Here is a 25,535-nt window from a genome sequence, read left to right as displayed (position 1 = left end):
CTATTATGCACCCGGAATTACGAATCTGCAATGAGAAAACTGATTGAAACAAACCCATAACGTGAATGGAATACTCCACTTAGCAACAGTCATTACTGCTGCAATGACCTTAACAGTTTGATTTCAGCTGCATAACCTGCAAGTTCGTTCGGCGTCTCCAAAATAAATGGAAGTGCACGCAAGCGGCTATTCGATACAATATTCTGCATAACCTGCATACCGCCGCCAAACTCTTCACTACCCAGGTAGCCCTTGCCGATGCACTCGTGGCGATCCTTATGGGCGCCGCAGGGGTTCTTGGAGTCATTGATATGCACGGCGCGCAAGCGCTCGATACCCACCACGCGGTCGAACTCGTCGAGTACGCCGTCCAGGTCATGGATGATGTCGTAGCCAGCATCGCTCACATGGCAGGTGTCCAAACAAACGCCCAGCTTATCGGACAGCTCCGGGCACTTGGCGGCAACGCCCTCGATAATGCGCGCCAGCTCTTCAAAGCTACGGCCCACCTCGGTGCCCTTGCCCGCCATGGTCTCAAGCAATACCGTCGTCTGCTGTCCCTCAAACATCACCTGGCACAGCGTGTCGAGAATCATCTGAATGCCGGCGTCTGCCCCCTGTCCCACATGCGCACCGGGATGGAAGTTGTAGTAGTTGCCGGGCAGTGCTTCCAGACGCTGCAAATCTTCCGCCACAGCCTCCAAGGCAAACTCCCGCGCCCGCTCCTTAGCGGAGCAGGGGTTATAGGTATACGGGGCATGCGCCACTAGCGGTCCAAAGTCGTTTTGCGCCATAAGCTCGCGCAGAGCCGCCACGTCATCCATGTCAAGGTCTTTTGCCTTGCCACCGCGCGGGTTGCGCGTAAAGAACGCAAAGGTATTGGCACCAATGGACAACGCCGTCTCCCCCATTGCCCGATAGCCCTTCGTCGTCGAAAGATGACACCCGATCGTTAGCATCTCCAACTCCCCCTCATCAGTTGCGGTGAAATACGGTCTATTGGTGCCTTATTTTGGCGCAAACAGACCGTATTCCACCGCAAGATATAAAAGGGGCATCAGGGGCAAGGTCCGCCGAGCCCCCTTGAGCACCAGCACCGCAGCCTAGAGCGTCAAGCGAATCGCATCGATAATCTGCGCGCAGCGCTGCGTGGCGGCAAGAGGCATAACGGGGCTTTCAAGCTCTCCCGTCTGGACGAGCTGCGTCGCATGCTGAATTTCGCCGTAGAAATCATCGACCTCAAACGGGGCATTAGTTTCGAGCATTCGTCCGTCGGAGTACTTCACATGGGCGAGCTCGGGGCGATGGAGGCGCTCGATTTCCACCGAACCCCGTTCGCAGGCAATCATTAAGCGGCTTTCATATGCTGCTTTGCCGTCGCACACCATATGAATGGGTATACCGCCGACACTCATATGGATCTCATCGGCCCAATCCACGCGGCCACCCGATACGTCACGCCAGCGAACTTCACGAGACGAAACATCGCACGCACCCGCAAGAAGATCCTCAAACCACCCGACCGCGTAGCAGCCCATGTCATATAGACAGCCACCCTGCAACGGATCGAGCAGATAACTCGAAGGCGGCTGACCATAATCGAGTTTTTGCACGCTTTCGATCGAGACGATACGGCCAAGCTCGCCCGACGTAAGCAAACCCTTCACGCGAGTATGCATCGGACAAAACCGATTCTTCATCGCCTCCATAAACAGTACGCCGCGCTCGCGAGAGGTGGAGGCAATCGATAGAGCCTCTTCCTCACTCAAAACGGCCGGTTTTTCGCACAGCACGGCCTTTCCCGCGCGCAGTGCCCGACAGACCCAATGCGCATGCATGCCATGTGGAAGAGCCAAGTAGATTGCGTCGACATCGGGGTCGGCAATCAGCGCATCATAAGCCGCATCGCCGCTATCGTCAGTCGTGGCATAGCTGTGCGCGGCATCAATCGAAAACGCCCTGCAAAACTCCTCAACATGAGAAGGGGCGCGACCGGCGGCAGCCACAAGCCGCGCCCCGTCCACCTCCTTGAGCGACGATGCAAATCGATGCGAAATGTGCCCAGCGCCCAAAACGCCCCAACGAACCTCGCGCAAATCATCACATGAATCCCGATGGCCCACGACAGCCCCCTTCAGTTGCGGTGGAATAGTTCCTGTTTAAGCCCCATTCTGCCGCAAACAGGAACTATTCCACCGCAAGTTATAAAAGGGTCATGAGGAGCGCGTTTTGCAAAAGGCTTTAAGCGCAGCCGTTACGGGGCCAGGCTGGAAACGTCGGCGCACATCGTCGAGACGCTCGGGGACATCGATGTGTTGCGGGCAGTGACGCGCACATTTGCCGCACTTGACGCAATTGCTCACGAGCTTGGGCTCGCTCGTGCGCACCGCGCTCGCCGTAAAGTATTGCGACAGCCCCGTAAACCAGCTGTGCGCATAGCTCGCGTTGTAAGCGGCAAAGCAGCCGGGAATGTTAATACCCTTGGGACATGGCATGCAGTAGCCGCATCCCGTGCAGGGCACGCGATTCGATTTTTCAAACTCCGCCAGCACGCGTGCGATGGTATCGAGCCGAGCGGCTGTCATCGAATCCGGCAGGGCCCGATCGGCCAGCACCGCGTTCTCGTCCACCTGCGCGGTATCGGTCATGCCCGAAAGCAGCATCGTGACTTGAGGATGGTTCCACACCCACGAAAGGCCCCAAGCAGCCGGCGTCTTCAGGTACGGATCGCGTACGTCATCGAGCACGGCGCGGGCCCGCGGAGGCAGCTTGCCCGCCAGGCGTCCGCCCAAAAGCGGTTCCATCACAAACACCGCGAGCCCGCGCTCGGCGGCTGCTATAAGTCCCGCCGTTCCCGCTTGGTAGCGCTCTCCAGCGTAGTTGTACTGGATCTGGCAAAAATCCCAGTCATACGCGTCAAGCATCGTGAGGAAGTCCGCCGCACTGCCGTGGTACGAAAAACCTATCTGGCGAATACGCCCCGCAGCCTTTTGGTGCGCAATCCAGTCCTCGATGCCCAACGCCACCACGCGCTCCCACTGGGCGGGCGAGGTAATGTTGTGCATAAGGTAGTAGTCGATATGGTCGGTCCGCAAACGGTGCAGTTGCTCGTCAAAAAAAGCGGTCGAAATCCTCCGCACATTTGTACGAAGCGTGCGGCAACTTAGTCGCCAGCAACACCCGGTCACGCAGCCCCAAGCGCTCAAGTGAGGCGCCCACGCACACCTCGTTACCGGGATAAAGATACGCAGTATCCAGATAATTAATCCCCTGTTCCACCGCACGGGAAATGATGGCATCGGCCGTCTTCGCATCGGGGTGTCCCGGCGCACCGGGAAATCTCATGCAGCCCAGACCCAGAGCAGATATTCGGTTACCACTTTTGGGGTCAACGCGGTATTGCACGGCCCCTCCTTTCGCCATCAGCGCCCCGGCAAGACGAAACACAATGGTCACGCGACCGAAACATCGTGGAATCGCAATCGAGAACGTATCGTAACGCAGCAGAAATCGAGCCGTCACGACACCGCTTTAACATCAGCAAAAAGCCCGATGAAAGGAGCCGCCCATGCCCGCGCTCGACCTTTGGAACCTCGCCTCCCAGCTCAAAAGCAACGATTATCGCTGGGTCGACCTCACCCACACGCTCTCATGCGACACCCCGCACTGGTTTGGCTTTAAGCCATTTGAGTCCACCAAGCTCTTCGACTACCTGCCCGGCACGCCCGAGGACATGCTCGCGCCCATGCGTTGCTTCCAGTATTCGGTCGCCTCGCAGTACGGCACCCACGTCGACGCACCGCGCCACTTCCATGTCGAGGGTCGTTCCCTTGGAGAGATTGAACCCATCGAGTTTATGCATCCGCTCTGCGTGATCGACAAGCATGAGGAGTGCGCCGCGAATCCCGACTTTATCCTGACCATCGAGGACCTCAAAGCCTGGGAGGATGAGCACGGTCGCATTCCCGAGGACGCTTTCGTCGCCTTCCGCTCCGACTGGTCCAAGCTCGCCGACCTCGAGAACAAGGACGAGGACGGCTAGCCCCACTACCCCGGCTGGGACCTCGGCGCCATCAAGTGGCTCGTTGAAGAGCGCGACATCGGCGCCATCGGCCACGAGCCGGCTGACACCGACCCGGCGAGCGTGACCACGCGTGAGGACGCCTACCCCTACCCCGGCGAACAGTACATCCTCTCGGTCGACCGCTATCAGATCGAGGTCATGGACCATCTAGACGAGCTTCCCGCCACGGGCGCCGTCATCTTCTGCACCTTCCCCAAGGTGCGTGATGGCGTCGGATATCCCGCACGTGTCTTTGCGGTCTGCCCCGCGTCATAAGTTCCCATGCGTTTGTTCTTCTAAATACGACCATCCGGTGCACGCGACATGGCCCGGCGGCATACAATCCATCAGGCGCCCCATACGCGGGCGCCTTTTTATGGGGAGATGATTCACATGCAGATCAACAAGGTCGCCTTCATCGGCAAGGGCGGCGTGGGCCTGCTCTACGGCAGCATGATCGCCCAAGCGCTCGGCAACGACGCTGTCGAATACGTTATGGACGACGCGCGCTTTGAGCGCCACGCGGGTGATGCGCTCACCGTCAACGGCAAGCCCTGCGCGCTCAAGTCCGTCCGCGCGAGCGAGGCGACGCCCGTCGACCTGGTCATCCTCACGGTCAAGACAACCGGGCTCGATGTGGCGCTCAAAACCCTGGAAAGCGTCGTGGGACCCGACACGCTGATCGCGTCGCTGTGCAACGGCATCACGAGCGAGCAGAAGATTGCCGAGCGCTTTGGCTGGGAGCACACCGTCCTTGGTATCTGCCAGGGCATGGACGCCGTATTCCTCAACGGGGAGCTCACCTATACCAATGCCGGCGAGATCCGCTTTGGTGCGGCAGCGGGCACCGACCCCGCAACCGTTATCGCCATCGACGAGCTCTACACGCGTTGCGGCATCGCCCATACCGTCGAGCACGACATCGCACATCGCATGTGGGCCAAACTCATGCTCAACGACGGCATCAACCAGACCTGTATGGCCTACGGCGGCACCTACGGAAGCGCTACGGAGCAGGGCTCCGAGCAGCTCCGCAGTTTTGTCTCCGCCATGCGCGAGACGCTTGCAGTCGCCAATGCCGAGGGCATCGAGCTCACCGAGGCAGACCTAACGCAGATGGTGCGTCTCATAAAAGGGCTCGATCCCGCCGGCATGCCCTCGATGGCGCAAGACCGCATCGCTCAACGCAGAACCGAGGTCGAGGAATTTGCGGGTACCATCTGCCGCCTCGCGGCCAAGCACGGTATCCAGGTGCCGCAAAACGAATGGCTCTATTCGCGCATCCGCGAAATCGAGGCCAGCTGGTAACGCCGCCGTACCGCATCCAACAGTCTCAATAGCAAAAACCGCCGCAAAGGGCACTCCCCTTGCGGCGGCTTCCTTCTTCATCTATGGGCAAAACCAGCTTCACAACGGCTAGCGCCGCACCTGCGGCGTCTCGTCCTCGTCATCGCGGCAAAGGGTCACGCCCGCACTTCCCAGCAGCGCTGCTGCGATGAGCGCGCCGACCACAATAGGAGCAGCCCCGCACGAGCCCTGCATGCCTGCGACAAACGCAGCTGTAGGGCCAAGACAGCCAAGTACCAATGCGACGGCGGCGATAGCGATATCTCGAGCGTTCATGAGACCACTTCCTCCACGAGAAAGACCTTATTTCTCATGAACCAGTGTGCCCCGCATGCATACGCCCAGCGTACCGCCACGGTAAGGGCTCTGTTAACTCAAACGCACATAAAGAAAGGGCGGCTTTACGTTGCCTAAAAGCTCAGCAAAGACGCCCGCCCATCATGTGCCTATTTTGCTCTGATGGCAGATTACCAACCGGTATAGTAGTCGGTGGTTCCGGCAGCGCAGCCGGAGTCATAGACCTTGCACTCGCCCTTGGAACCGGTAAACGTAGAGCCTTGGGCCTTATCGCCCGCGGCAACGACGTAGTAACCATCGGAATCGCGCCAAAAGCCCTCGGAATCCTGCGTCCACTCGCCCGTGCGGTGGTGATACAACACGTTGCTGCTGTAATAAGTCTCGCGGCGGCCGTTATAGTTATTGACGCCGCTCAAGCGCGTCAGACCCGAGCCGTTCGCGTAATACGCAGCAGACGTGTAAGATGAGCCGGAGCCGGCGTTGCAATATGAAGCCTGAACGGCCTCGGCGGCCTCGGCTTCGGCTGCGGCAGCCTCGAGCGCCTCGCGCTTGGCATCCTCAAGCGTAGAGCGAAGCTCGTCGAGCTCGGTCGACTTAGCGTCGACCTCCCCCATCGTCAACAGGCTACCCGCACCGTCGATGCAGCCCTGCAACACAGCGCGCTCGTCATCGGTAGCATAGTCGCCATACATATTCATAATGATCTGAGCGCGCATCTCCAGGGAATCGCGCTTTGCCCCCATCGAGGCGTTCCACTCCTGCATAGAGCCATAACCGTCGCCGCGGTAGTCAACGGGCTGCACCAGCGTCGCCTCGGACGGCGTTGATCCGACCGTATCGGATAGTGTCGCCGCGTGGGCATCAGTTGCGCCGGCGCCCGCCAAAAGTGCCACGGTCAGAGCGGCGGAAAGGGCGGCGGCTTTCGGTTTTCGTGAATCGATCCTCATGTAGCTGGAAACCTCCGTAGTGCGTTTTTGCTGCGTGTGAGCTGCGTGTGATTTAATCGCGCTGCATAGTACCCCGAGCAAATCGCGACCTGCGGTTTTACTCAAAAGGCGCACGTCAATTGCGTAAAACTCACATCCTCTCAACAGGAGTTTTCCACAACTCGAATGCATAAAGCATGCCAAAAACCCTGTTTTTGCACCCTCTCTATGCAAAAACGACGCCTGTGCAACCATTGTTCGCACAGGCGCCTTGAGCAGGCATTTTATGCAGTTATACCTATCGAGTCGCAAGGGGTCCTTGCACAAGTCGCCTTACTCGTCCAGCGCGGCAAAGGCCTGCTTCAGATCCCAAATGATATCCTCGGCGTTCTCGGTACCGATGGAAAGACGGATCGTGGAGGGCGTGATGTTCTGCTCGGCGAGCTCCTCGGCAGAGAGCTGGGAGTGCGTGGTGGTAGCCGGGTGCACGACGAGCGACTTGACGTCGGCCACGTTGGCGAGCAGCGAGAACACCTGCAGATGATCGATGAACTTCCATGCAGCCTCCTGGCCACCCTTAATCTCAAAGGTAAAGATCGAAGCACCGCCACGGGGGAAGCACTTCTGATAGAGCTCGTGATCGGGGTGCTCAGGCAGGCTCGGGTGATTCACCTTGGCGACGTGGCTGTCGCCAGCCAGGAACTCAACGACCTTCTTGGTGTTCTCGACATGACGGTCGACGCGCAGCGACAGAGTCTCGGTGCCCTGGAGCAGGACCCAGGCGTTGAACGGGCTGATGCAGGCGCCCTCGTCACGCAGCAGGATAGCGCGGACATAGGTTGCGAAGGCGGCGGGACCGGCAGCCTCGGCAAACGAAACACCATGGTAGGAGGGGTTGGGCTCAGCGATCTGGGCGTACTTGCCACTCGCCTTCCAATCGAAGTTACCGCCGTCGACGATCACACCGCCCAGCGAGGTACCGTGGCCTCCGATGAACTTGGTTGCGGAGTGGACGACGATGTTGGCGCCGTGCTCCAGCGGACGGAACAGATACGGGGTGCCGAAGGTGTTGTCGACGACAACCGGCAGACCGTGCTTCTTGGCAATCTCGGAGATGGCGTCGATGTTGGGGATGTCGGAGTTGGGGTTGCCGAGCGTCTCGAGATAGATGACCGTGGTGCTGTCCTTGATGGCAACCTCAACCTCTTCCAGGTTATGGGCATCGACAAACGTGGTCTCGACGCCAAACTGGGAGAGCGTATGCTCCAGCAGGTTGTAGGAGCCACCGTAGATGGTCTTCTGAGCCACCACGTGGTCACCAGCCTGGGCAAGAGCCTGCAGGGTATAGGTGATGGCAGCAGCGCCGGAGGCGACGGCAAGACCTGCCACGCCGCCCTCGAGCGCGGCGATACGGTCCTCGAAGACGCCCTGGGTGGAGTTGGTCAGACGGCCGTAGATGTTACCGGCGTCGGCAAGACCAAAGCGGTCGGCGGCGTGCTGGGAGTTGCGGAACACATAGCTCGTGGTCTGGTAGATCGGCACGGCACGGGAGTCGGAAGCGGGATCGGCGCTCTCCTGGCCAACGTGCAGCTGCAGGGTATCGAAACCAAAGGTGTGCTCGGGGTTGTTGATGAACTGGCTCATGATGATCTCCTTGATCGAACGAAAGTAAGTAAAAAGAGAGAAGTAAGTCGCTGTCTCCTGATCACGCCGACGGGCGCAAACAGGAGCCCGGCATTCGTCTTGGTAAGCAATTCATATGCGGGCCTCCTTTCGCGTCCCGATTCCGTGGTCGGCTTAATAACCTACCGCCTTTGTGTGTTTTGAATAGTACGGGCATTGTCTCCCTCGGTCAATCACTTAAAAGCGCTAACTTGTTATCTGTTTTATAGATAACTATCGAAAGGATGGCGTCGATGACCCTTCAGCAGCTTCGTTTTCTGATCACCGTGGCAGAGTCCGGCTCAATCAACGCCGCAGCTCAACGCCTCTATACTGCTCAGTCCAACATCTCAAACGCCGTCAAAAGCCTGGAACAGGAGCTCCATCTGGAGATCTTTACGCGCTCCAGCCGCGGCGTCACGCTCACCAACGACGGCACCGAGCTTTTGGGCTATGCGCGCCAGGTCGTAGAGCAGGCCGACATGCTCGAGGCACGCTACGAGGACGGCGGCATCCCGCAAGCCCGCCTCGCCATTTCCGCCCAGCACTACGCCTTTTCGGTCGAGGCCTTTGTCAACGTAGTCGAGCGCTGCCGCGACAGCAAGTTCGAGTTCATCATGCGCGAGACCACCACATCGCAGATCATCGACGACGTGCGCGCGTTTCGCAGCGACATCGGCATCCTCTATCTGGACGACTTTAATACCCGTGTCTTGCAGAAGGCCTTCGCCGATGCCCGCGCAAGCTTCCATCCCCTCTTCGACGCGACGGTCCACGTCTTCGTTAGCGAGCGCCACCCGCTCGCACGCCGCCCGCAGCTGTCCCTTGCCGACCTCACGCCCTATACGCGCTACAGCTTTGAGCAGGGAACCTCAAATTCCTTCTATTACGCCGAGGAACCTTTTAGCTATATCCCTTGCGACCGCAACATACGAATCTCGGACCGCGGAACACTTACCAACTTACTTATCACGTCGAACGGTTACACCCTGTCGACCGGTGTCCTCTCCAATGAAATGCAATGGGGCATGGCATCGATCCCGCTAGCAGACGCCCCAACGATGCACGTTGGCTACATCATGCACGACGAGCGCAAGCCCTCTCTCCTCTTGCAGCAATACCTCGACGAGCTCAACCGCATCATCCATGCCAACTAACAGTCCGAAGACGGGGTAGAAATCGTAGATTGCTGGCCCCCGGCGGGCATGGCGCTACAATGGTCGCTCACACGAAACGTACCCAACGAAAGGAAGCCCGTGAAGGTCATCATCTATACCGACGGCTCGGCCCGATCAAATCCGGGACGCGGCGGCTACGGCGCCGTGCTCAAATACACCAACCCCGCCGGCAAGACCTTTACCTCCGAGCTTTCGCGCGGCTACGCCAAGACCACCAACAACCGCATGGAACTCATGGCCGTTATCGTGGCGCTCGAGGCGCTCAACCGCCCTTGCGAGGTCGAAGTCCATTCCGATTCGCAGTATGTCGTCAACGCCTTTAACAAGCACTGGATCGACGGCTGGAAAAAGCGCGGATGGAAAACCGCCAACAAGCAACCCGTCAAGAACCGCGACCTGTGGGAGCGCCTACTCACCGCCAAAAGCAAGCACAAGGTTGATTTCATCTGGGTTAAGGGTCACGCCGGTCACGAGCTCAACGAGCGCTGCGATGAGCTCGCCACCACGGCGGCCGACGGCAGCAACCTCGATATCGACGCCGGCTTTAACGAGAGCGACCTGTAATAGCGTTTTCGCGCAGCTTTATATCCCCACGCGCTACACTCATCCTGTAGACCAAACAACGCAAGGGGGGACGTATGCTGCGCATCGCGACCATCGGCACATCCATGATCACCGACGACTTTATCCAAGTCGTCAACGCCAACGACCAAGCCGCGTTTGTGGGCACGCTTTCACGCGATGCCAATCGCGGTGCCGCCTTTACCGCCGAGCGCGGTGGCGAGCGAAACTTTACTTCACTCGATGAGCTCGCGGCAGCCGCCGACGTCGACGCCGTCTATATCGGCAGCCCTAACGCACTTCACTACGAGCAGGCCCTTGCCTGCATCGCCGGTGGCAAGCACGTCATCGTCGAGAAGCCCTTCTGCGCCACCGAAGCGCAGGCGCTGGAAGTCTTCCGCGCTGCCGAGGCAGCAGGTGTCGTGGCCCTCGAGGCCATGCGTCCCCTCCACGACCCCGCCTTCCACGCCATCGAGGACGCCTTGGGCGAGATCGCCCCCATCCGCCGCGCCTCATTGCGCTTTGGCAAATATTCCTCGCGCTACAACGAGATTCTCGCGGGACGCGCCACCAATATCTTCGACTGCAATATGGCATCGGGTTCCCTCATGGACATTGGCGTCTACACCGTCGAGCCCATGGTCGAGATTTTCGGCATGCCCTCCGGCCTTACGAGCATGGCTACTCTGCTCGACCCCGCCACGCGACAGCTCACGCACGGCCCCATCGACGGCTGCGGTTCCATTCTCGCCAGCTACGGCGGTGGCCGTATCTCCGTCGAGCTCGCGCACTCCAAAATAACGAATGACCTGCTGCCCTCGCAGATCGAAGGCGAGCGTGGCACTATCCAGATCGACCATCTGTCCACGCCCCGCAATGTCCGCATCGACTATCGCGGCGATGTCGTACGCGGCTCGGCGACCGAGGCACCGCGCGAACAGGGCGACAACGGCCGCGTGCTCGACCTGCCCAAATCGAGCAACACTATGGAATACGAACTCACAGACTTTATCACCGCCATCGGCGGCATCGATAACGTTAAGGAAGAGATTTGGGAGACCCCGGCGGGACGTCACGAACTTGGCCACTACCGCGATGTCACGCTCGTCTCATTGCGCATCATGGATGCCGTGCGCCAGCAGGCCGGCATCACCTTCCCGTCCGACGCAGGCAAGCAGGCCTAGCGATGGGCTTCTTCGATGCGTTCTTCTCCAGCGTCACCGGCGGCAGTCGAGAGCCTCAAAAACCATCAAACATTGAGCTCGAGTTGCGCCGCAGGCTTACTGTGCTCGCAAGCGACGAGGCCACTCAAGACACTCCCCTGCGCTATTTCCTGCGCTGGGCGGAGCAAGTCCAGGGCGTCGGTTTTCGCTTTACTAACACCAACCTCGCGCAGGCACGCGCACTCACCGGCTGGGTGCGTAACATGGAAGACGGTTCAGTCGAGATGGAGATACAGGGAGCTCCGGCAAACATCCTATCTCATCTCGAGGCGCTTCACGCCTCCTACGAGCGCATGGGAACGCGTTTTCGCCTCGTAGACGCCCAGGCCCGAGCCCCACTTGCCAATGAAGACGGTTTCATTCCTCGTTATTAGTATTGTGTGCTAAATACGGTATCATTTACCTACAACCGTTGATAGAAAAGAGGCGAGGCGCATGGCGGTGCAAAGAAGGAATACCAGGCAGCGAAAGCTGGTTCTTGACGCTGTGCGCCAAAGCTATAACCATCCCACCGCCGACGAAATCTACAACGCCGTACGCGAACAGGATGACAAGATCAGCCGCGGCACGGTCTACCGCAACCTCAATCTCTTAGCCGACGCAGGGGAGATTCTCTCTATTAAGACGCCGGGCGGCAGCCGCTTCGATCGCACCATCGAGCCGCACGCACATATCATCTGCACCTCGTGCAGCCGCGTCATCGACGTGCCACTCCCCTTCGACGCCCAGCTCGACGCCAGGGCATCCGAACAAATCGGATGGAGCGTCAGCTCGCACTACACCATCTTTGAGGGACTCTGCCCCGACTGCCAGTAGCCTTTGGGACATGCCTGCAAATCTACTTGCCCATCCGCTACAGCAAACAGTACATTTCTAGGCATGTCCCAAATATCTACTCGGCGAGCAGGCGACGCAGCTCCTCTTCGACCGTGCGTACGTAACGGACGCGGTCGTTGATGCCACGCATAGAGGGATTGCAGCTCTCCATTAGATAGGGATGGCCCACTACGTTGAGCATGTCGCGGTCGTTTTCGTTATCGCCAAACGCCATCATCTCATCGGGCGAAATTCCCAGGGCACGACCGTAATCGGCAAGCGCGGAACCCTTACCCGAATCAAAGCCGATAAAGTCCGTCCACTCGGTTCCCGACGTCATCACGTCGACACAGTCGCTAAAGTGGCGCTCGAAATACTCCAGCGCCGCCGGCTGCTCTGCCTCGGGCGTCTGGAAGGCAATCTTAATGACGTCCTCGTCGATGTCCTCGGGACGGTCGACCACCGCCACATCGCAGTGGACCTCATAACGCAGGTGTTCAACAAACGCGTCGTTGCCGCTCATGGTGTAGAGGCGCCCCTCACACGAAAGGGTCACGTCGGCATGGGGATACGCAACCACGGCATTCGCGATATCCATAGCAAGGCAACGCTCCATGGAACGCTTGACAACGGCACGCCCCTCGCTCATCACCAGGGCTCCGTTTTCGCATACGTAGGCGAGCTCATCGGCCACCGGGGCAAACAGGTAGCGCAAGCTCGCATATTGACGGCCGCTCGCCGGCATAAACACGATACCGCGACGATGCAGCTCATCGATAAGCTCAAAGGCCTCGGAACGCGGCTCGCGCTCCCCCGGATGCAGCAACGTGCCGTCCAAATCGCATGCAATCAGCTTGATTCCCTCAAGACCCATATGCTTTCCCCCAAAGCCTCTTATCAACAGCAAGACGGACTTTGATTGGTCGCCCCTCAAAGCCCGTCTTGCGCATACGCGCACTTAGCCGCGCGTCTTTTTTACGATGGCAAAGTCGGGAGCTATGCTCACGACGACCTCCGCCGTACTCGATGCAAAGCGCCGGTCCGCATCGAGTTCACGGGTAACCACCGAGAGCCGAACACCCTCGACGCCCCGGAGCATGCGGCCCAAAACAGGCTGCACCGGCGTATACATGCGCACGGTATGCTCGTCCGAATCGCCTCGGAAAAGCGGCGCGTGCATATTGCCGATCTCCCAGCACGCATGCGCGAGCGCAATCGGATCCGTGCGGTCGACTTCGACCAAATAAACCTCGGCGCTGCGCAGGCGCACGACAACCGCCACGGGCACCATGCCCGAACGGTCGATGGCGAGCACGTCGCCATCGGCAAGACGACCGCCGTCGGCAGCATCCAGCCGAACATCGATCGTGCGCCCCAGCTCCGTCACGCCCGCAAACGCGCATACATCAGCCCGGTCCCAATCGAACAGTAGCTCGTCAACTTCAAAGACGCCGCCCAACTTCCGGCGAAGCAGGAGTTCATAGGACGGATCGTTGAGATTTCCCAAGCATGTCGTCGAAACCAAGCGTTCAGGCATACTCTAACCCTCGACCTCAACGAGCTCGATATCAAAGTTGAGGTCCTTGCCGGCCAGCTCGTGGTTGGCGTCGAGCGTCACAGCCTCGGGCGTTACGTCGATGACCACGGCGGGAACGGGCATACCGCTCGGCGTGGACAGGAAAAGCTTCATGCCCTTCTCGATCTGCTCGATGTTGGGAACCTGTTCGGCCGGGAAGGTCAGAACCATCTCGGGATTGTGCTCGCCGTAGGCATCGGCAGCAGGAATGTGCACGGTCTTCTTCTCGCCCACCTGCATGTCGACAACAGCGGCGTCGAAGCCCTTGATCATCTGACCGGCGCCGCAGGTGAACTCCAGCGGCTCGCCGCGATCGTAGGAGCTATCGAACTGCGTGCCGTCATCGAGCGTGCCGCGATAATGGGTCTTGACCTTCTTGCCCTGGTTGGACATGGTAACCTCCGTGATAAGGGCGGCGCACAACGCGGGCCGCCGTGAACATATGGCGCTAACTATACCCTAGTCATACAATTCAATGACAGTTTGCAAAGAAACGCTGCAACCGGAGGAACCATGGCATATCCCGTATTTGACCTACACTGCGACACTGCCGACCGAATCGGCTGGGCCACGCTCGATCTCGACCTGCGCTTTACCGCCGGCACCGACGGTTATTTCCCCGGCGACGAAACGCATCCGCAAGATTTCGACCTCATCGAGGGTAACGCCTGTGCCATCTCGCTCGCAAAGATCGGCAACACGCCGTGGGCACAGTGCTTCGCCACGTTTGTCCCCGACGAGATTCCCACCGCCCACGCCGCGCGCTTCCAGGCGCAGATCATGGCGCATATGAGCGGCCAGGCAATGCTCAACCACGACCGTATGGTCAACGTGCGCAGCGCCGCAGACATTCGCCCCGCGCTCAAGGACGGCAAGGTCGCTTGCATCCACACCATCGAAAACGCCACGTTCTTTGCCGAGGACCCCGCGCTGATCGAGGTGCTCAAGAGCCTGGGCGTGCTTATGTCGTCACTCAGCTGGAACGCGCAGGGACCGCTCGCGAGCGGCCACGACACCCACGCCGGCCTCACCGCCGCCGGCATCGAGGCGCTTACGCAGATGGAGCACGCCGGCATGGTGCTCGACGTCTCCCACCTCAACGATGAGTGCTTTGACGAGGTCGCCGCCCGCGCCACGCGTCCCTTCGTCGCCAGCCACTCCAACTCCCGTGCGGTTTGCGGCGCCAAACGCAACCTTACCGACGACCAGTTCCGCACCATTCGCGACATGGGTGGCATCGTCGGTCTCAACTACTGCAGCGAGTTCCTTTCCAACGACGCAACCGACAAGACCGCCGCAGACGTCACCTTCGACCAGCTGGCGGCGCATATCGAGCACTGGCTCGACCTGGGCGGCGAGGACGTCATCGCGCTCGGCGGCGACTGGGACGGCGCCACGGTGCCCGCTTTCCTCTCCGATGCCAGCAAGATGCCCGAGTTCCAGAACATGCTTTCCAAGCATTTTGGCAAGACCGTGATGCAAAAGCTCTGCAGCGACAACGCGCTTGCCTTCTTCGAGCGTTATTAATTTCACATCCCTTGAGCGGGCCGGCATGCCGAACGGTCGACATGCCGGCCCGTCCCCGATCTGAAGGACCGCTTTTGACGCAGCAGTTTACGATTTCCGCATCCCGACCGGATGGGACGACCATCCCCGTCGTCGTTACCAAAAAGCGCGTCAAGAACTTCAACCTACGCGTCACATCGAGCGGCGAGGTCCACGCCAGCGCACCGATCGGCGCCAGCCGCGAGCGTATCGAAGCGTTTGTGAAGCGCAACAGCGCCTGGATTATCAGCCGACTTGCCCAGCGCGAGCAACGTCAGGCGACGGCACGAGAGCCGCTCAGCCCCTCGTCCATCATTGCACTTTGGGGCAAGCCCATCACGGTACAGGATGCACTCGATCACAACTTTGCATCACCCGCACCGCGACCCAAACAGGCCACCTTCGCAAGTTTTATGGGTGCCGATGAATCGGACGAAGGCCCGCAGGCCAAGCGGCACGCAATCCTCGACGGCCTAACGTCCGACGAGCTCCAAGCCCACATCGACCAGCTCTACGCGTCCGAGGTCACCGCAGCGCTACGCGACATCGTGCACGCGTACGAAATCGCAATGGGCGTCACCGTGGCCCGCGTCTCCGTGCGCAGCATGAAAACGCGTTGGGGCTCCTGCACACCCAAAACCGGCGCCATTCGCATCGCGCGCGAGCTCGCCGCCTACCCTGTCGAATGCCTCGACATGGTTGTCGCCCACGAGCTCGTCCATCTGCTCGAGCCGAGCCACAATCAGCGCTTTCACGCCCTGCTCGACACGTACTGTCCCAACAATAGAGCACTGTCTCAGCGGCTCAAGCAGCCACCCCTCAACAAGCTCTAGCGTCGACTAGCGCACGCGCTCGATCTCGACGCCGCAGCTTGCCAGGGGCAGGCCAACAGGAGCCCACGGCTTATCGAGCTTTATGCGCACACCAAGCAGCGAGGGATAACGGCGCAGCAGCATCTGGGCTGTCCCCTCGGCTGCCGCCTCGATGAGCTTAAACGTATGCTCGCGCAGATAGCCATCGACATCGTGGCACACCGAGCCGTAGTCAATCGAGGCGTCCAGGTTATCGTGCTCCCCCGCCGCGCGCAGGTCGGCATAGAGCACCAGAGAAACGATGAACTTCTGACCCAGCGCGTTCTCCTCGGGATACACGCCATGGTTGGCAAAAACCTCAAGGCCGTCAATGACAATACGATCGGCATGGCGCAAATCGTCATAGCTCACGTGAGGCACCGCCGTTGCGGTGGATATTTCGCCCCTTCCACGGCGGGCGAGCTCGGCGCCTTCGGTCTTGGTTGCATTCTCGGGCAGTTTCTTGTTACTCAACGCGATCGTCTCCTTCGTTTAGAACCCCGACCGCGCAAACTAACTACACGCGAATCGACAGGTTCTTTTTATCATCGCTCCAGTTGCAAGCGTTGCGCGCGGGGCATGCAAAGCAGGCACGCGACGCTTTGTCGGCTGCATAGAGCAGACGCTCAAGCGGTTGGCTGTTCACGCGCAGCTTTCGATGGCCCAGAATGGCCGTCTTAATGGCTGCAGCATCGGCCGGCTCAAACGCCACGTCATCGGGCATGCCGCCGAGAATCGCATCAGCGACGCGTTCGCTTGCAACATCATGGGATATACCCGATTCATACTGTTCATCTTTGCCGATATCGTGAAGAAGTGCCGTGGCGTAGATGACCTCGCGGTCAAATTCGAGCCGTTCCTCGAGATTCTTGATCCACATAATGCGAGCGACATCGAGCAGATGGTCAATACCATGGCGGCAAAAGATGCGCCCCGATTCCAACTGTGCAATGTTGCCCAGGTGCCGCCGGAACAGCCCGTTGGCACAAATGTAATCAATGCGAGGCATAGCGCCAAAGGGGGTCAGGCCCGAAGCCATAAAGCCGCGACGCGACGTCCCCTCATCGGTCTTCGATGCAAAGTCGTTGACGACCTTCATGGTTAACGGCTCAGCATCCTAAAGAATCGCTCCTCGAGCGCGGGATCGGTCTCAAAGACGCCGCGGCGAGCGAGCGTCACGGTCTTGGTGCCGGGCTTTTGCACGCCGCGCATGGTCATGCACATATGCTCAGCCTCCATGAGCACAATCGCTCCCTGGGGAGCGAGATAATCCATGAGGGCATCGGCAACCTGTGCACACAGCTGCTCCTGTAGCTGCAGACGACGGGCATAAACCTCAACCGTGCGAGCAAGCTTAGACAGACCCGCCACGCGACCGTTAGGGATATAGCCGATCGCGGCCTTGCCATAAAACGGCAGCAGATGGTGTTCGCACAGCGAGTAGAACGTAATGTCGCGCTCGATAACCAAATCGTTCGAAGCGACGGCAAAGGTTTTGGACAGGTGCTCCTCGGCACTCTGGCCCATGCCGCCGGCGATCTCACCATACATACGGGCAACGCGCGCCGGGGTCTCCAGCAGGCCCTCACGAGTTGGGTCCTCGCCTATGCCCTCAAGCAACAGCTTAATGGCGGCCTCGACTTTTTCCTGATCGACCATCTGGGCCTCACTTTTCCGATTTCACGTTCGCGCTATGGTACCACGCCCTCCGGCATCGACCACAAGCTACATAGTATGGGTTGAATAGACTGGATCGTCCCGCCAAAGCTGCACAGCGTCGCAAAGCGCAACGCCCTCACGCACAGCGCGGTCGCGCGTAGCGTTCATATCGATCACACGCTGGTTACTCGAGCCCCTAAAGCGCAACGAGATATCATAAAGATCCTGAACAAACGGGCCATCCACCAACATGTCGAGGCAGGCAAGGATACGGTCCGTCACCTCAGTATGGTGACGACCACCCGGCATAAGCTCCTCGAGCGCGTCGCCGGTAAAACACCAAATGGTCTTTCCTGACCCCGCAGGATAAGCGGCACGAACACGCTCGACAAACTCAACGAGCCCCGCCTGGTTCTCGGGTTCCATGGGCTCTCCGCCCAGAATCGTCAGGCCGTCAATAAAGGGATGATCGAGGCTCTCGATAATCTTGTCCTCGACGGCACGATCAAAGGGCTCGCCCGCAGCAAAGTCCCACGCAACAGAGTTAAAGCAATTCTTGCACCCACGACGGCACCCGCTCACAAACAGAGAAGTACGAACGCCTTCCCCATCAGCAATGTCGAAATACTTAATGTTCGCGTAGTTCATAGGTAACCTTCCTGGGGGTCTGGAGTATATCATCCCGTCCTCAAACATTCTCGGCCTTCGGCCTGCGAAACTGCGGGCGGGACGATATGTCCCGACCTCATGCAAAGGGTAACTCAATGAACGAAGCGAACATCGAGTATAGGGTTCGTGGTCTAATAAAAACTGAGTTGCGGCTCAACCGCCATCGCAAGTAAATCGCAGCTGCAGCCCGAATTATTTCCGCTAAGAACTTCGAGGAGTGAGCAGACCGCGTACTGCATCTCAGCTACGTCAACTTGGCTGCCCCGTAGCGAGGCCCCGGACCTTTGCTCGATATGAGTTCCGCACGAACAGGAGGCGCCAGTGGCGCCTCCGTCGTGAGCCAGGACTGTCCGAAATAGCGAGTAAAGGTCCGGGGCCTCGCTACGGGGCAGCCTGGGATGGTTATTAGAGATGCAGCACGCGGTCGCGGATCTCCTCGGTTCGACCCTGGTTCCAGAACTGGGTACCGATGTAGCCGCACGTGCGACGGGCGACATTCATCTTCTCCTGGTCGCGGTTGCCGCAGCTGGGGCACTCCCACACCAGCTTGCCGTCATCCTCGACAATCTTGATCTCGCCATCGTAGCCGCACACCTGGCAGTAGTCGCTCTTGGTGTTGAGCTCGGCGTACATGATGTTGTCGTAGATGTACTGCATCACGCGGATGACAGCCTTGAGGTTGTCCTGCATGTTGGGAACCTCGACGTAGGAGATGGCACCGCCCGGCGAAAGCTGCTGGAACATGCCCTCGAACTTGAGCTTGTCGAATGCGTCGATCTCCTCGGACACGTGGACGTGGTAGCTGTTGGTGATGTAGCCCTTGTCCGTCACGCCCGGGATGATGCCAAAACGACGCTGCAGGCACTTGGCGAACTTGTAGGTCGTCGACTCAAGCGGGGTACCGTACAGCGAGAAGTCAATATCGCTTTCGGCCTTCCACTCGGCGCACTTGTCGTTCATGCGCTGCATGACGGCCATGGCAAAGGGCGTGCCCTCCTTCTCGGTGTGGCTGTGGCCCGTCATGTACTTGACGCACTCATACAGGCCGGCATACCCCAGGCTGATGGTGGAATAGCCGCCCACGAGCAGCTTATCGATCGTCTCGCCCTTCTTCAGACGCGCCAGGGCGCCGTACTGCCAAAGAATCGGCGCGGCATCCGAAAGCGTGCCCATCAGGCGCTCATGACGGCACAGCAGGGCACGATGGCACAGCTCAAGGCGCTCATCGAAGATCTTCCAGAACTTGTCCATGTCCTGATGCGAGCTCAGCGCGACATCGGGCAGGTTGATGGTCACAACACCCTGGTTAAAGCGACCATAGTACTTAGGCTTGGTCGGGTCATAGTTCAGCGCGTTGGCGACATTGTTAAAGCCGTTGCCCGAACGGTCGGGCGTCAGGAAACTACGGCAACCCATGCAGGTGTAGCAATCGCCGTTGCCGGCGGTCTCGCCCTTAGACAGCTTGAGCTCGCGCATCTTCTTCTCGGAGATGTAGTCGGGCACCATGCGCTTGGCGGTGCACTTGGCAGCCAGCTGGGTCAGGTAGAAGTACGGGGAATTCTCGTGAACGTTATCGTCCTCGAGTACATAGATAAGCTTGGGGAATGCCGGGGTAATCCACACACCGGCTTCGTTCTTAACGCCCTCATAGCGCTGACGAAGCGTCTCCTCCACAATCATGGCAAGGTCGTGCTTCTCCTGCGCTGAGCGAGCCTCGTTGAGATACATAAAGACCGTCACAAACGGCGCCTGGCCGTTTGTGGTCATAAGGGTCACGACCTGATACTGAATCGTCTGGACGCCGCGACGGATCTCGTCACGCAGACGGTCCTCAACGACCTCACGGACCTTTTCGGCAGATGCCGAAACACCGAGCTCCTCGAGCTCGCGGGCAACCTCGCCGCGAATCTTTTGACGGCTCACCTCAACAAAGGGGGCGAGATGGGTCAGCGAAATAGACTGGCCGCCGTACTGGGAGGAAGCAACCTGGGCGATAATCTGCGTCGCGATGTTGCAGGCAGTCGAGAAGCTGTGCGGCTTCTCGATCAGCGTGCCCGAGATAACGGTGCCGTTCTGGAGCATGTCCTCCAGGTTCACCAGGTCGCAGTTATGCATGTGCTGGGCAAAGTAGTCGGAATCGTGGAAGTGGATCAGGCCCTCATTGTGGGCATCCACGATCTCCTGGGGCAGCAGCACACGCTGAGTCAGGTCCTTGGAAATCTCGCCGGCCATATAGTCACGCTGGACGGAATTGACGGTCGGGTTCTTGTTAGAGTTCTCCTGCTTGACCTCTTCGTTATTGCACTCGATCAGCGACAAAATCTTGTCGTCGGTCGTGTTCTTCTGGCGCTTCAGGCTCTGAACATAGCGATAGATGATGTAGTGGCGGGCAACCTCGTAGCAGTCGAGACGCATGATCTCGTCCTCGACCAAATCCTGGATCTCCTCGACCGAAACGGTGTGGCCCGCGTTCTCGCATGCCTCGGCGACGTTTTGTGCCGCGTAAACCACCTGGCGGTCGGTTAGACGAGAGCTCTCCTCGACCTCCAAGTTGGCGGCGCGGATGGCATTGACGATCTTATCGATGTCAAAGACAACCTCGGTGCCGCTGCGCTTGATGATCTTCATCCTCTTGCCTCTTTCGCATCGTAGCCTCATTGCGCTTCAGAGCCAAACGATGCCCGGCAGGGCCTGTCCCTGTCTTGCGGCGCCGTCGCGCAATCTGTGTTCTCGATAAACCATAAGCCTCCATGCGGACATTCCCAGAAGCCGATCAAGCGGCTCAAGGACACGTTCAAAAGAGGCAGTTAAGGTCTTCGTTCTCTGTCCGCCATCTATCATACGACAAAGAGGCATCTATATCCTGTATTCTTTTTTTAGGTCAAACACAACATATAGTGTTTCAGCAGGTCAAAGCAATTAGTCATTTTGCAAACGCATTAAAAATGAAGGGCTCTTGGCAGAGTGCTAAAACGTTATCAGCTCGACTACCTGCACGGCAGTTTTGAAACCCCCTCAACCGCGCCGCTGACAAATCCTACCAAAACCAAGCCGCTCACGCCAAAAGAATCCAAAAGATTATGCTTGACCAACATGTTGCGGTCGAATGCCGGCGGACGGAGCGACAGGACTGTAAACGCTCGGAAGACTACAGCCCCGGCGCCCCGTCCGCCGGCATTCGATAGGCGAGGATCTATTACCTCTCTTCGCGAACCATCATGCGGCCGAGAGCCGCTGTAAAGGGATCGAGCAGCACGCCGGCGATAACCACAAAGACCCATCCCTTTGTGACGAGGCCGGCCCAACGCGCGAAGAACGTACGGCCTTCAATCGTTCCGAATCCTCCCTGGAAGGCAATCTCGCCAAAACCGATCACCATAAAAAGGAGCGTGGCACCGATGACCGTACCGGCGATCTTGTGTGATGCACTCCCCTGCTCAAAACCAAAAAAGTCCAGGCACATACCAACCGTTTTGCCAAACAGCGGGAGTGCGCTCAGAACCTCGGCGATCACCGTGGCCACGATGAGTTGTCCCCAAAAGCCCGTGGGGCCCGTCAGATCCAAGCCAGGCGCCCCTTCAATGATGGGGAGAAACGCGCAGAGCAATAGCGGGTTAAAGAAGCCGTTGAGAATACCGATAACGCGCCTGACAGGTAACTTCATAGCCGTAAGCCTTTCAAAGTCATTGATAGAAAGAGGGCCGCCGGCATATGTCGGCGGCCCCGATAAAACATGATGTACGGCAAAGCAACTACTCGAGCGGCTACTCCGCCTCGCCGCCGGCCGCCATCTTCTCGGCCTCGGCAAGCTGGGCCGGGGTGAGCTTGCGATACTTAATGGCGCCAAAGACGACACAAGCCGCACAGACGATCATGCCGGCGATGAACTTCTGGTCAATCGTTGCACCAAACGGCGACGTCACGGCCTCAAACACAATGGGAGACAATGCCATGCCAAAGTTGATACCTGCCATGCCAATGGCGAGGTTAAACGCACGTCCCTCGGGGGCAGAGTTGCCGGCGGCAAAATTGCCCTCCAGCGGCACGTAGGTCTCCTTGCCCAGCGCAACGACAAAACCCGCAACGCACAGCACCATAAAGGCGGGCGCAACCAGCGTCAGGCCCAGGCCGACGAGCGTCACGCCCCACGCGATCGGCATAGCCAGGTTCTTAAACTTGGCAAACAGCGGACCGACCAAAAGACCAGCCGCAATACCGGCAACGGTCATAACGGTAGAGGCAAGACCGGCCTCCACGGTACCGCCAAAGCCGCGACCTACAACAAGCAGCGAAACGTTGGAGCTGAAGAGCTGGAACGTAAGTACGAACACAAAGCTCATGAGCGTGATAATCGCGACCTCTTTAGGCATATTGGCAAACACGTTGACCTTGCGCTTGGGCTCAAGACGACCCTCAGGAAGGCAAACAGCCTCGATTACGATGAAAATGATCATGATGAAGTACGCCGCATAGCTGTGGAACCACTCGGCAGAACCCAAGATGCCGGAAACCATCGTCCAGATAATGCCGCCCAGTGCAACAAAAGTGGAGTAGATGCCCATGACAAACGAGCGCTGCTTTCCGCCAAAGTAATCCGCGATAAGAGCGTCCGTTGAATTCTGCACGGCGCCGAGACCAAGGCCCATGACAGCAGAAGCCGCTAAGACTTGGCCGAGCGAGTCGTGGAACACCAGCACCGAGGCGCCTGCCAGCATCACGATAATGTGACCGACGAGCGTCGTCTTCTTCTTGGACACGCGAGAGGCAAGCTGTGAAGAGACGAGCATGGCGGACAACGCCATCATCAACGGGATGATGCCGATGATCATCTGGACGGCAGCGATGTTTTCGTTGGGAAATGCCGCCGCAACAGAGGCCACGATAGGGACGGGCACGAGCATGCCCATGATGCACATGGCGGCTGCGTAAATGCCCACCAGGTACTTGATCTTGGTTTTATCCATGATCCATCCTTACACTTAAAGAAAAGGGTCGGAGCGGCCAGACATCACCAGCGGCCGCCCCAAACACAGCACTATTAGTCGTTGAATCCGGTGAACACGGGTTCTCCGCTGTACACGAGCGCTTCCTCGACACCATCGAGCACGCGGCAGGCGCCAGACGCCATCGCCTCGAGCTCAAACTCGCCGGGATAAGCCGATACGGGAGCGATCCAAGAGCAGCATTCCTCAATCGAAGCAACGAGCTCCTTGCTGTGGACCATGCCGCCTCCGAGCAAGATGCCGTCGACGTCGCCCTTCAGCACGCAGGCCATCTCGCCAATCCACTTGCAGATTTGGTAAACCATTGCATCCCAAGCGCGTGCTGCAGCCTTATCGCCCGCAGCGGCACGTTCACACACCTCGATGGCATCGGACGTACCCAAAAGGTCAACGAAGCCACCGGTCTTCATGCAATGGGCGCGGGCAACGTCGAGGCCATGTTCCGCCGTATACTTCGCGACCTCGATTGCGGGGACCGAGCCACAGCGCGTCGGCGCCATGGGGCCCTCGCCGCCGACGATGTCGTTGCCGTCGACCATCTTGCCCTTAAGGTGAGCGGAAATCGAAATGCCACCGCCGATATGACAAACAATAAAGTTACACTCGTCATATGCGCGACCGAGCTTTGCCGCATGGCGGATGGCGGTCTCTTTAAGATTAAGGGCGTGCAGGTGCACGTTTCGATACACGCCCTTAATGCCCGTCATACGTGCGAGGTCGCATAGCTCATCGGTATCGGGAGGATTCACCACAAAAGAGGGCTTGCCCGTCTTTGAAGCGAACTCATGGGCAATCTGGGGACCCAGCTGCGCCGGGTGCTGAATGCCGTTCGCACCGACGCGGGCATGCTCGAGCATGACCTCATTGATGGCATACGTGCCGCCGGGCAGCGAAAGCAAGCCGCCGCCGCGACCGACAAATGCATCAAAGTCCTCGAGCTTCAGGCCCGCCTCATCCAGTGCTCCAAGAATCAGATCGCAGCGATACGGCATCTGAGCCGAAACCCCATCGAACTGGGCGAGGTCCTTCGCGTCGTGTGCAACGTTCTTGCTGAGCTTGCACTCGTCACCCTCAAAAACGCCCACCTTTGTGGAAGTGGAACCCGGGTTGATTACCAGGACGCGCCAGGGAGTCTTTTTATCGGACATACCCTAAGCCTCCTTAAGCGCCTGGGCGCGCACGCAGCTCATCACCACGTTGCCGACGATCTCGTCGACGGGCGCAGAGCGCGAGCAATCGCACACGATCTTCTTGAAGCCCTGAAGCATGGGGCCGTAAGCATTGGCGCCGGTCAGGTTCTGGATGATCTTGACGCCGATATTGCCCACGTTGATATCAGGCCAGATGACCACGTTGGCCTGTCCCGCAACAGCGGACTCACGATGTACCTTCTTGGCCGCAACCTTGGGGTTAATCGCCGAATCAAACTGGAACTCACCGTCGATGGCAAGGTCGGGACGGCGATCGTTGGCAATCTCGCGAGCGCGGCGCACTTTGTCGACGAGCTCGTTATCCATCGAGCCGTCAGTCGAATGCGAAAGCAGCGCGCAACGGATATCCCATCCGGTCAGCGAGCGCACCGTTTCGCTCGACGAAATCGCGATTGAGGCAAGCTCCTCGCTCGTGGGGTCAACGCAAACGGCAGAATCGCCAAAAGCCAAAAGGCCGCCTTCGCCGCCAGTCCAGTTGGGAATATCGGCAATGCCGCAAGAGCTTACGGTATCGACGCCATCGACAAGGCCGACGATAGTCTGTCCCGCCAGGATAATATCGCCCGTGGCGTTATCGATGCCGGCGAACATTACGTCGACATCGCCGAGTACCTGCAAAATCAGGGCGCGCTCAAGCGGACGCGTCATACGGCGCGCGGCGCCCTTGGGCTTAAACTTGCAATCCGGATGCGAAAGATAGCGCTCGCAGCAAGCGGCGTTCGCCTCCTCGTCGGTCACATCGACAATCTCGATGCCGTCAAGGGAGATACCACGCTCGTCGGCAAGCTCCTTGAGCTTACTGCCGTCGCCGACCAGCACGCATTCGGCAAGATGCTCGGCGGCGATCTTTGCGACCGCCTGCATCATGGTCTCGTTTTCGCCCTCGGGAAAAGCAACGCGCATAGGCTTGGCGGCAGCCCGCTCGCGCAGGGTCTGCATCAGGTCCAT

General features: G+C 58.9%; 29 protein-coding genes. 10 read left to right on the top strand and 19 right to left on the bottom strand.

Annotated elements, in window-relative coordinates:
- Positions 1-92 precede the first annotated feature (92 nt).
- From DWW73_RS08030 to DWW73_RS10380, 4 genes are all read right to left on the bottom strand, one after another.
- Positions 93-959: a deoxyribonuclease IV gene (locus DWW73_RS08030; RefSeq protein ID WP_117779262.1), complete on the bottom strand. Its 867-nt coding sequence runs from the start codon at positions 957-959 to the stop codon at positions 93-95.
- Between the two features lie 144 nt (positions 960-1,103).
- Positions 1,104-2,123: a Gfo/Idh/MocA family protein gene (locus DWW73_RS08025; protein ID WP_233509170.1), complete on the bottom strand. Its 1,020-nt coding sequence runs from the start codon at positions 2,121-2,123 to the stop codon at positions 1,104-1,106.
- A gap of 90 nt (positions 2,124-2,213) precedes the next feature.
- Positions 2,214-3,095: an aldo/keto reductase gene (locus DWW73_RS10385; RefSeq protein ID WP_255413126.1), complete on the bottom strand. Its 882-nt coding sequence runs from the start codon at positions 3,093-3,095 to the stop codon at positions 2,214-2,216.
- 16 nt (positions 3,096-3,111) lie between these two features.
- On the bottom strand, positions 3,112-3,522 hold the full coding sequence (locus tag DWW73_RS10380; protein WP_255413125.1) for an aldo/keto reductase: 411 nt from the start codon (positions 3,520-3,522) through the stop codon (positions 3,112-3,114).
- Between the two features lie 46 nt (positions 3,523-3,568).
- Here DWW73_RS10380 and DWW73_RS10205 point away from each other — a divergent pair, with 46 nt between their 5' ends.
- The 3 genes from DWW73_RS10205 (at position 3,569) to DWW73_RS08010 (ending at position 5,371) form a co-directional block, all read left to right on the top strand.
- Positions 3,569-4,042 carry a cyclase family protein gene (locus tag DWW73_RS10205; RefSeq protein WP_199413490.1) on the top strand — a complete coding sequence of 158 codons (474 nt, stop codon included), beginning with the start codon at positions 3,569-3,571 and terminating at the stop codon, positions 4,040-4,042.
- Positions 4,043-4,144: 102 nt separating this feature from the next.
- Complete coding sequence (locus DWW73_RS10200) at positions 4,145-4,339, top strand: hypothetical protein (protein WP_117735311.1); 195 nt, start codon at positions 4,145-4,147, stop codon at positions 4,337-4,339.
- A 117-nt stretch (positions 4,340-4,456) separates the two neighbouring features.
- Positions 4,457-5,371, top strand: coding sequence for a ketopantoate reductase family protein (locus tag DWW73_RS08010; protein WP_229057805.1), 915 nt, complete (start codon positions 4,457-4,459; stop codon positions 5,369-5,371).
- Between the two features lie 108 nt (positions 5,372-5,479).
- Here the strand turns inward: DWW73_RS08010 and DWW73_RS08005 are convergent, their stop codons facing one another.
- The 3 genes from DWW73_RS08005 to DWW73_RS07995 form a co-directional block, all read right to left on the bottom strand.
- Positions 5,480-5,686, bottom strand: coding sequence for a hypothetical protein (locus DWW73_RS08005; RefSeq protein WP_117564436.1), 207 nt, complete (start codon positions 5,684-5,686; stop codon positions 5,480-5,482).
- A 191-nt stretch (positions 5,687-5,877) separates the two neighbouring features.
- Positions 5,878-6,654: a hypothetical protein gene (locus DWW73_RS08000; RefSeq protein WP_117779260.1), complete on the bottom strand. Its 777-nt coding sequence runs from the start codon at positions 6,652-6,654 to the stop codon at positions 5,878-5,880.
- Between the two features lie 312 nt (positions 6,655-6,966).
- Positions 6,967-8,277, bottom strand: coding sequence for an O-acetylhomoserine aminocarboxypropyltransferase/cysteine synthase family protein (locus DWW73_RS07995; RefSeq protein ID WP_117779259.1), 1,311 nt, complete (start codon positions 8,275-8,277; stop codon positions 6,967-6,969).
- A 272-nt stretch (positions 8,278-8,549) separates the two neighbouring features.
- Here DWW73_RS07995 and DWW73_RS07990 point away from each other — a divergent pair, with 272 nt between their 5' ends.
- The 5 genes from DWW73_RS07990 (at position 8,550) to DWW73_RS07970 (ending at position 12,073) form a co-directional block, all read left to right on the top strand.
- A complete protein-coding gene (locus DWW73_RS07990; protein WP_117779258.1) occupies positions 8,550-9,452 on the top strand; it encodes a LysR family transcriptional regulator in 903 nt (300 codons plus the stop codon).
- 48 nt (positions 9,453-9,500) lie between these two features.
- Complete coding sequence (rnhA, locus tag DWW73_RS07985) at positions 9,501-10,037, top strand: ribonuclease HI (protein WP_117648313.1); 537 nt, start codon at positions 9,501-9,503, stop codon at positions 10,035-10,037.
- Positions 10,038-10,111: 74 nt separating this feature from the next.
- Entirely contained in the window at positions 10,112-11,218 is a 1,107-nt protein-coding gene (locus DWW73_RS07980) for a Gfo/Idh/MocA family protein (RefSeq protein WP_117779257.1), read from the top strand.
- Positions 11,219-11,220: 2 nt separating this feature from the next.
- The gene (locus tag DWW73_RS07975) at positions 11,221-11,631 is read left to right on the top strand and encodes an acylphosphatase (protein WP_117779256.1); all 411 of its coding nucleotides are present in this window, start codon (positions 11,221-11,223) and stop codon (positions 11,629-11,631) included.
- A gap of 61 nt (positions 11,632-11,692) precedes the next feature.
- Positions 11,693-12,073: a Fur family transcriptional regulator gene (locus DWW73_RS07970; protein WP_172674613.1), complete on the top strand. Its 381-nt coding sequence runs from the start codon at positions 11,693-11,695 to the stop codon at positions 12,071-12,073.
- A gap of 76 nt (positions 12,074-12,149) precedes the next feature.
- Here DWW73_RS07970 and DWW73_RS07965 read toward each other — a convergent pair whose 3' ends face one another.
- The 3 genes from DWW73_RS07965 to DWW73_RS07955 form a co-directional block, all read right to left on the bottom strand.
- Positions 12,150-12,947 carry an HAD-IIB family hydrolase gene (locus tag DWW73_RS07965; protein ID WP_117779255.1) on the bottom strand — a complete coding sequence of 266 codons (798 nt, stop codon included), beginning with the start codon at positions 12,945-12,947 and terminating at the stop codon, positions 12,150-12,152.
- Between the two features lie 84 nt (positions 12,948-13,031).
- Positions 13,032-13,610 (bottom strand): urease accessory protein UreE, encoded by a 579-nt coding sequence (locus tag DWW73_RS07960; protein WP_117779254.1) that lies wholly within the window; start codon positions 13,608-13,610, stop codon positions 13,032-13,034.
- A gap of 3 nt (positions 13,611-13,613) precedes the next feature.
- Positions 13,614-14,042: a peptidylprolyl isomerase gene (locus tag DWW73_RS07955; protein ID WP_035138874.1), complete on the bottom strand. Its 429-nt coding sequence runs from the start codon at positions 14,040-14,042 to the stop codon at positions 13,614-13,616.
- Positions 14,043-14,162: 120 nt separating this feature from the next.
- Here DWW73_RS07955 and DWW73_RS07950 point away from each other — a divergent pair, with 120 nt between their 5' ends.
- Both DWW73_RS07950 and DWW73_RS07945 read left to right on the top strand, forming a co-directional pair.
- Complete coding sequence (locus DWW73_RS07950; RefSeq protein ID WP_089572972.1) at positions 14,163-15,176, top strand: dipeptidase; 1,014 nt, start codon at positions 14,163-14,165, stop codon at positions 15,174-15,176.
- A gap of 74 nt (positions 15,177-15,250) precedes the next feature.
- Complete coding sequence (locus DWW73_RS07945; protein ID WP_233509169.1) at positions 15,251-16,027, top strand: M48 family metallopeptidase; 777 nt, start codon at positions 15,251-15,253, stop codon at positions 16,025-16,027.
- 6 nt (positions 16,028-16,033) lie between these two features.
- Here DWW73_RS07945 and folB read toward each other — a convergent pair whose 3' ends face one another.
- From folB to DWW73_RS07900, 9 genes are all read right to left on the bottom strand, one after another.
- Positions 16,034-16,519, bottom strand: a complete 486-nt coding sequence (folB, locus tag DWW73_RS07940; RefSeq protein WP_055251396.1) for a dihydroneopterin aldolase — start codon at positions 16,517-16,519, stop codon at positions 16,034-16,036.
- A gap of 43 nt (positions 16,520-16,562) precedes the next feature.
- Complete coding sequence (locus DWW73_RS07935) at positions 16,563-17,144, bottom strand: HD domain-containing protein (RefSeq protein ID WP_199413488.1); 582 nt, start codon at positions 17,142-17,144, stop codon at positions 16,563-16,565.
- Positions 17,145-17,146: 2 nt separating this feature from the next.
- Entirely contained in the window at positions 17,147-17,704 is a 558-nt protein-coding gene (gene folE, locus DWW73_RS07930; protein WP_117779252.1) for a GTP cyclohydrolase I FolE, read from the bottom strand.
- A gap of 66 nt (positions 17,705-17,770) precedes the next feature.
- Entirely contained in the window at positions 17,771-18,352 is a 582-nt protein-coding gene (gene nrdG / locus DWW73_RS07925) for an anaerobic ribonucleoside-triphosphate reductase activating protein (protein WP_089572967.1), read from the bottom strand.
- 426 nt (positions 18,353-18,778) lie between these two features.
- On the bottom strand, positions 18,779-21,001 hold the full coding sequence (nrdD, locus tag DWW73_RS07920; RefSeq protein ID WP_117779251.1) for an anaerobic ribonucleoside-triphosphate reductase: 2,223 nt from the start codon (positions 20,999-21,001) through the stop codon (positions 18,779-18,781).
- A 568-nt stretch (positions 21,002-21,569) separates the two neighbouring features.
- Positions 21,570-22,037, bottom strand: coding sequence for a hypothetical protein (locus DWW73_RS07915; RefSeq protein WP_117779250.1), 468 nt, complete (start codon positions 22,035-22,037; stop codon positions 21,570-21,572).
- Between the two features lie 100 nt (positions 22,038-22,137).
- Positions 22,138-23,337, bottom strand: coding sequence for an MFS transporter (locus DWW73_RS07910; RefSeq protein ID WP_117655267.1), 1,200 nt, complete (start codon positions 23,335-23,337; stop codon positions 22,138-22,140).
- A 74-nt stretch (positions 23,338-23,411) separates the two neighbouring features.
- Positions 23,412-24,524 carry a butyrate kinase gene (buk, locus tag DWW73_RS07905; RefSeq protein WP_117779249.1) on the bottom strand — a complete coding sequence of 371 codons (1,113 nt, stop codon included), beginning with the start codon at positions 24,522-24,524 and terminating at the stop codon, positions 23,412-23,414.
- A 3-nt stretch (positions 24,525-24,527) separates the two neighbouring features.
- Positions 24,528-25,535, bottom strand: coding sequence for a phosphate acyltransferase (locus DWW73_RS07900; RefSeq protein WP_117779248.1), 1,008 nt, complete (start codon positions 25,533-25,535; stop codon positions 24,528-24,530).

It is taken from the genome of Collinsella sp. AF16-8 (assembly GCF_003462695.1).
Taxonomy (GTDB): Bacteria; Actinomycetota; Coriobacteriia; order Coriobacteriales; family Coriobacteriaceae; genus Collinsella.
This window is presented reverse-complemented; position numbering and strand designations above follow the sequence as displayed.

What these genes read in the sequence shown, in the direction of transcription:
- DWW73_RS08030 (WP_117779262.1), bottom strand. Translation starts at nt 959, where the DNA reads ATGCTAACGATCGGGTGTCATCTTTCGACGACGAAGGGCTATCGGGCA.
- DWW73_RS10205 (WP_199413490.1), top strand. Translation starts at nt 3,569, where the DNA reads ATGCCCGCGCTCGACCTTTGGAACCTCGCCTCCCAGCTCAAAAGCAAC.
- DWW73_RS08010 (WP_229057805.1), top strand. Translation starts at nt 4,457, where the DNA reads ATGCAGATCAACAAGGTCGCCTTCATCGGCAAGGGCGGCGTGGGCCTG.
- DWW73_RS08005 (WP_117564436.1), bottom strand. Translation starts at nt 5,686, where the DNA reads ATGAACGCTCGAGATATCGCTATCGCCGCCGTCGCATTGGTACTTGGC.
- DWW73_RS08000 (WP_117779260.1), bottom strand. Translation starts at nt 6,654, where the DNA reads ATGAGGATCGATTCACGAAAACCGAAAGCCGCCGCCCTTTCCGCCGCT.
- DWW73_RS07995 (WP_117779259.1), bottom strand. Translation starts at nt 8,277, where the DNA reads ATGAGCCAGTTCATCAACAACCCCGAGCACACCTTTGGTTTCGATACC.
- DWW73_RS07990 (WP_117779258.1), top strand. Translation starts at nt 8,550, where the DNA reads ATGACCCTTCAGCAGCTTCGTTTTCTGATCACCGTGGCAGAGTCCGGC.
- rnhA (WP_117648313.1), top strand. Translation starts at nt 9,501, where the DNA reads ATGGCGCTACAATGGTCGCTCACACGAAACGTACCCAACGAAAGGAAG.
- DWW73_RS07980 (WP_117779257.1), top strand. Translation starts at nt 10,112, where the DNA reads ATGCTGCGCATCGCGACCATCGGCACATCCATGATCACCGACGACTTT.
- DWW73_RS07975 (WP_117779256.1), top strand. Translation starts at nt 11,221, where the DNA reads ATGGGCTTCTTCGATGCGTTCTTCTCCAGCGTCACCGGCGGCAGTCGA.
- DWW73_RS07970 (WP_172674613.1), top strand. Translation starts at nt 11,693, where the DNA reads ATGGCGGTGCAAAGAAGGAATACCAGGCAGCGAAAGCTGGTTCTTGAC.
- DWW73_RS07965 (WP_117779255.1), bottom strand. Translation starts at nt 12,947, where the DNA reads ATGGGTCTTGAGGGAATCAAGCTGATTGCATGCGATTTGGACGGCACG.
- DWW73_RS07960 (WP_117779254.1), bottom strand. Translation starts at nt 13,610, where the DNA reads ATGCCTGAACGCTTGGTTTCGACGACATGCTTGGGAAATCTCAACGAT.
- DWW73_RS07955 (WP_035138874.1), bottom strand. Translation starts at nt 14,042, where the DNA reads ATGTCCAACCAGGGCAAGAAGGTCAAGACCCATTATCGCGGCACGCTC.
- DWW73_RS07950 (WP_089572972.1), top strand. Translation starts at nt 14,163, where the DNA reads ATGGCATATCCCGTATTTGACCTACACTGCGACACTGCCGACCGAATC.
- DWW73_RS07935 (WP_199413488.1), bottom strand. Translation starts at nt 17,144, where the DNA reads ATGAAGGTCGTCAACGACTTTGCATCGAAGACCGATGAGGGGACGTCG.
- folE (WP_117779252.1), bottom strand. Translation starts at nt 17,704, where the DNA reads ATGGTCGATCAGGAAAAAGTCGAGGCCGCCATTAAGCTGTTGCTTGAG.
- nrdG (WP_089572967.1), bottom strand. Translation starts at nt 18,352, where the DNA reads ATGAACTACGCGAACATTAAGTATTTCGACATTGCTGATGGGGAAGGC.
- nrdD (WP_117779251.1), bottom strand. Translation starts at nt 21,001, where the DNA reads ATGAAGATCATCAAGCGCAGCGGCACCGAGGTTGTCTTTGACATCGAT.
- DWW73_RS07915 (WP_117779250.1), bottom strand. Translation starts at nt 22,037, where the DNA reads ATGAAGTTACCTGTCAGGCGCGTTATCGGTATTCTCAACGGCTTCTTT.
- DWW73_RS07910 (WP_117655267.1), bottom strand. Translation starts at nt 23,337, where the DNA reads ATGGATAAAACCAAGATCAAGTACCTGGTGGGCATTTACGCAGCCGCC.
- buk (WP_117779249.1), bottom strand. Translation starts at nt 24,524, where the DNA reads ATGTCCGATAAAAAGACTCCCTGGCGCGTCCTGGTAATCAACCCGGGT.
- DWW73_RS07900 (WP_117779248.1), bottom strand. Translation starts at nt 25,535, where the DNA reads ATGGACCTGATGCAGACCCTGCGCGAGCGGGCTGCCGCCAAGCCTATG.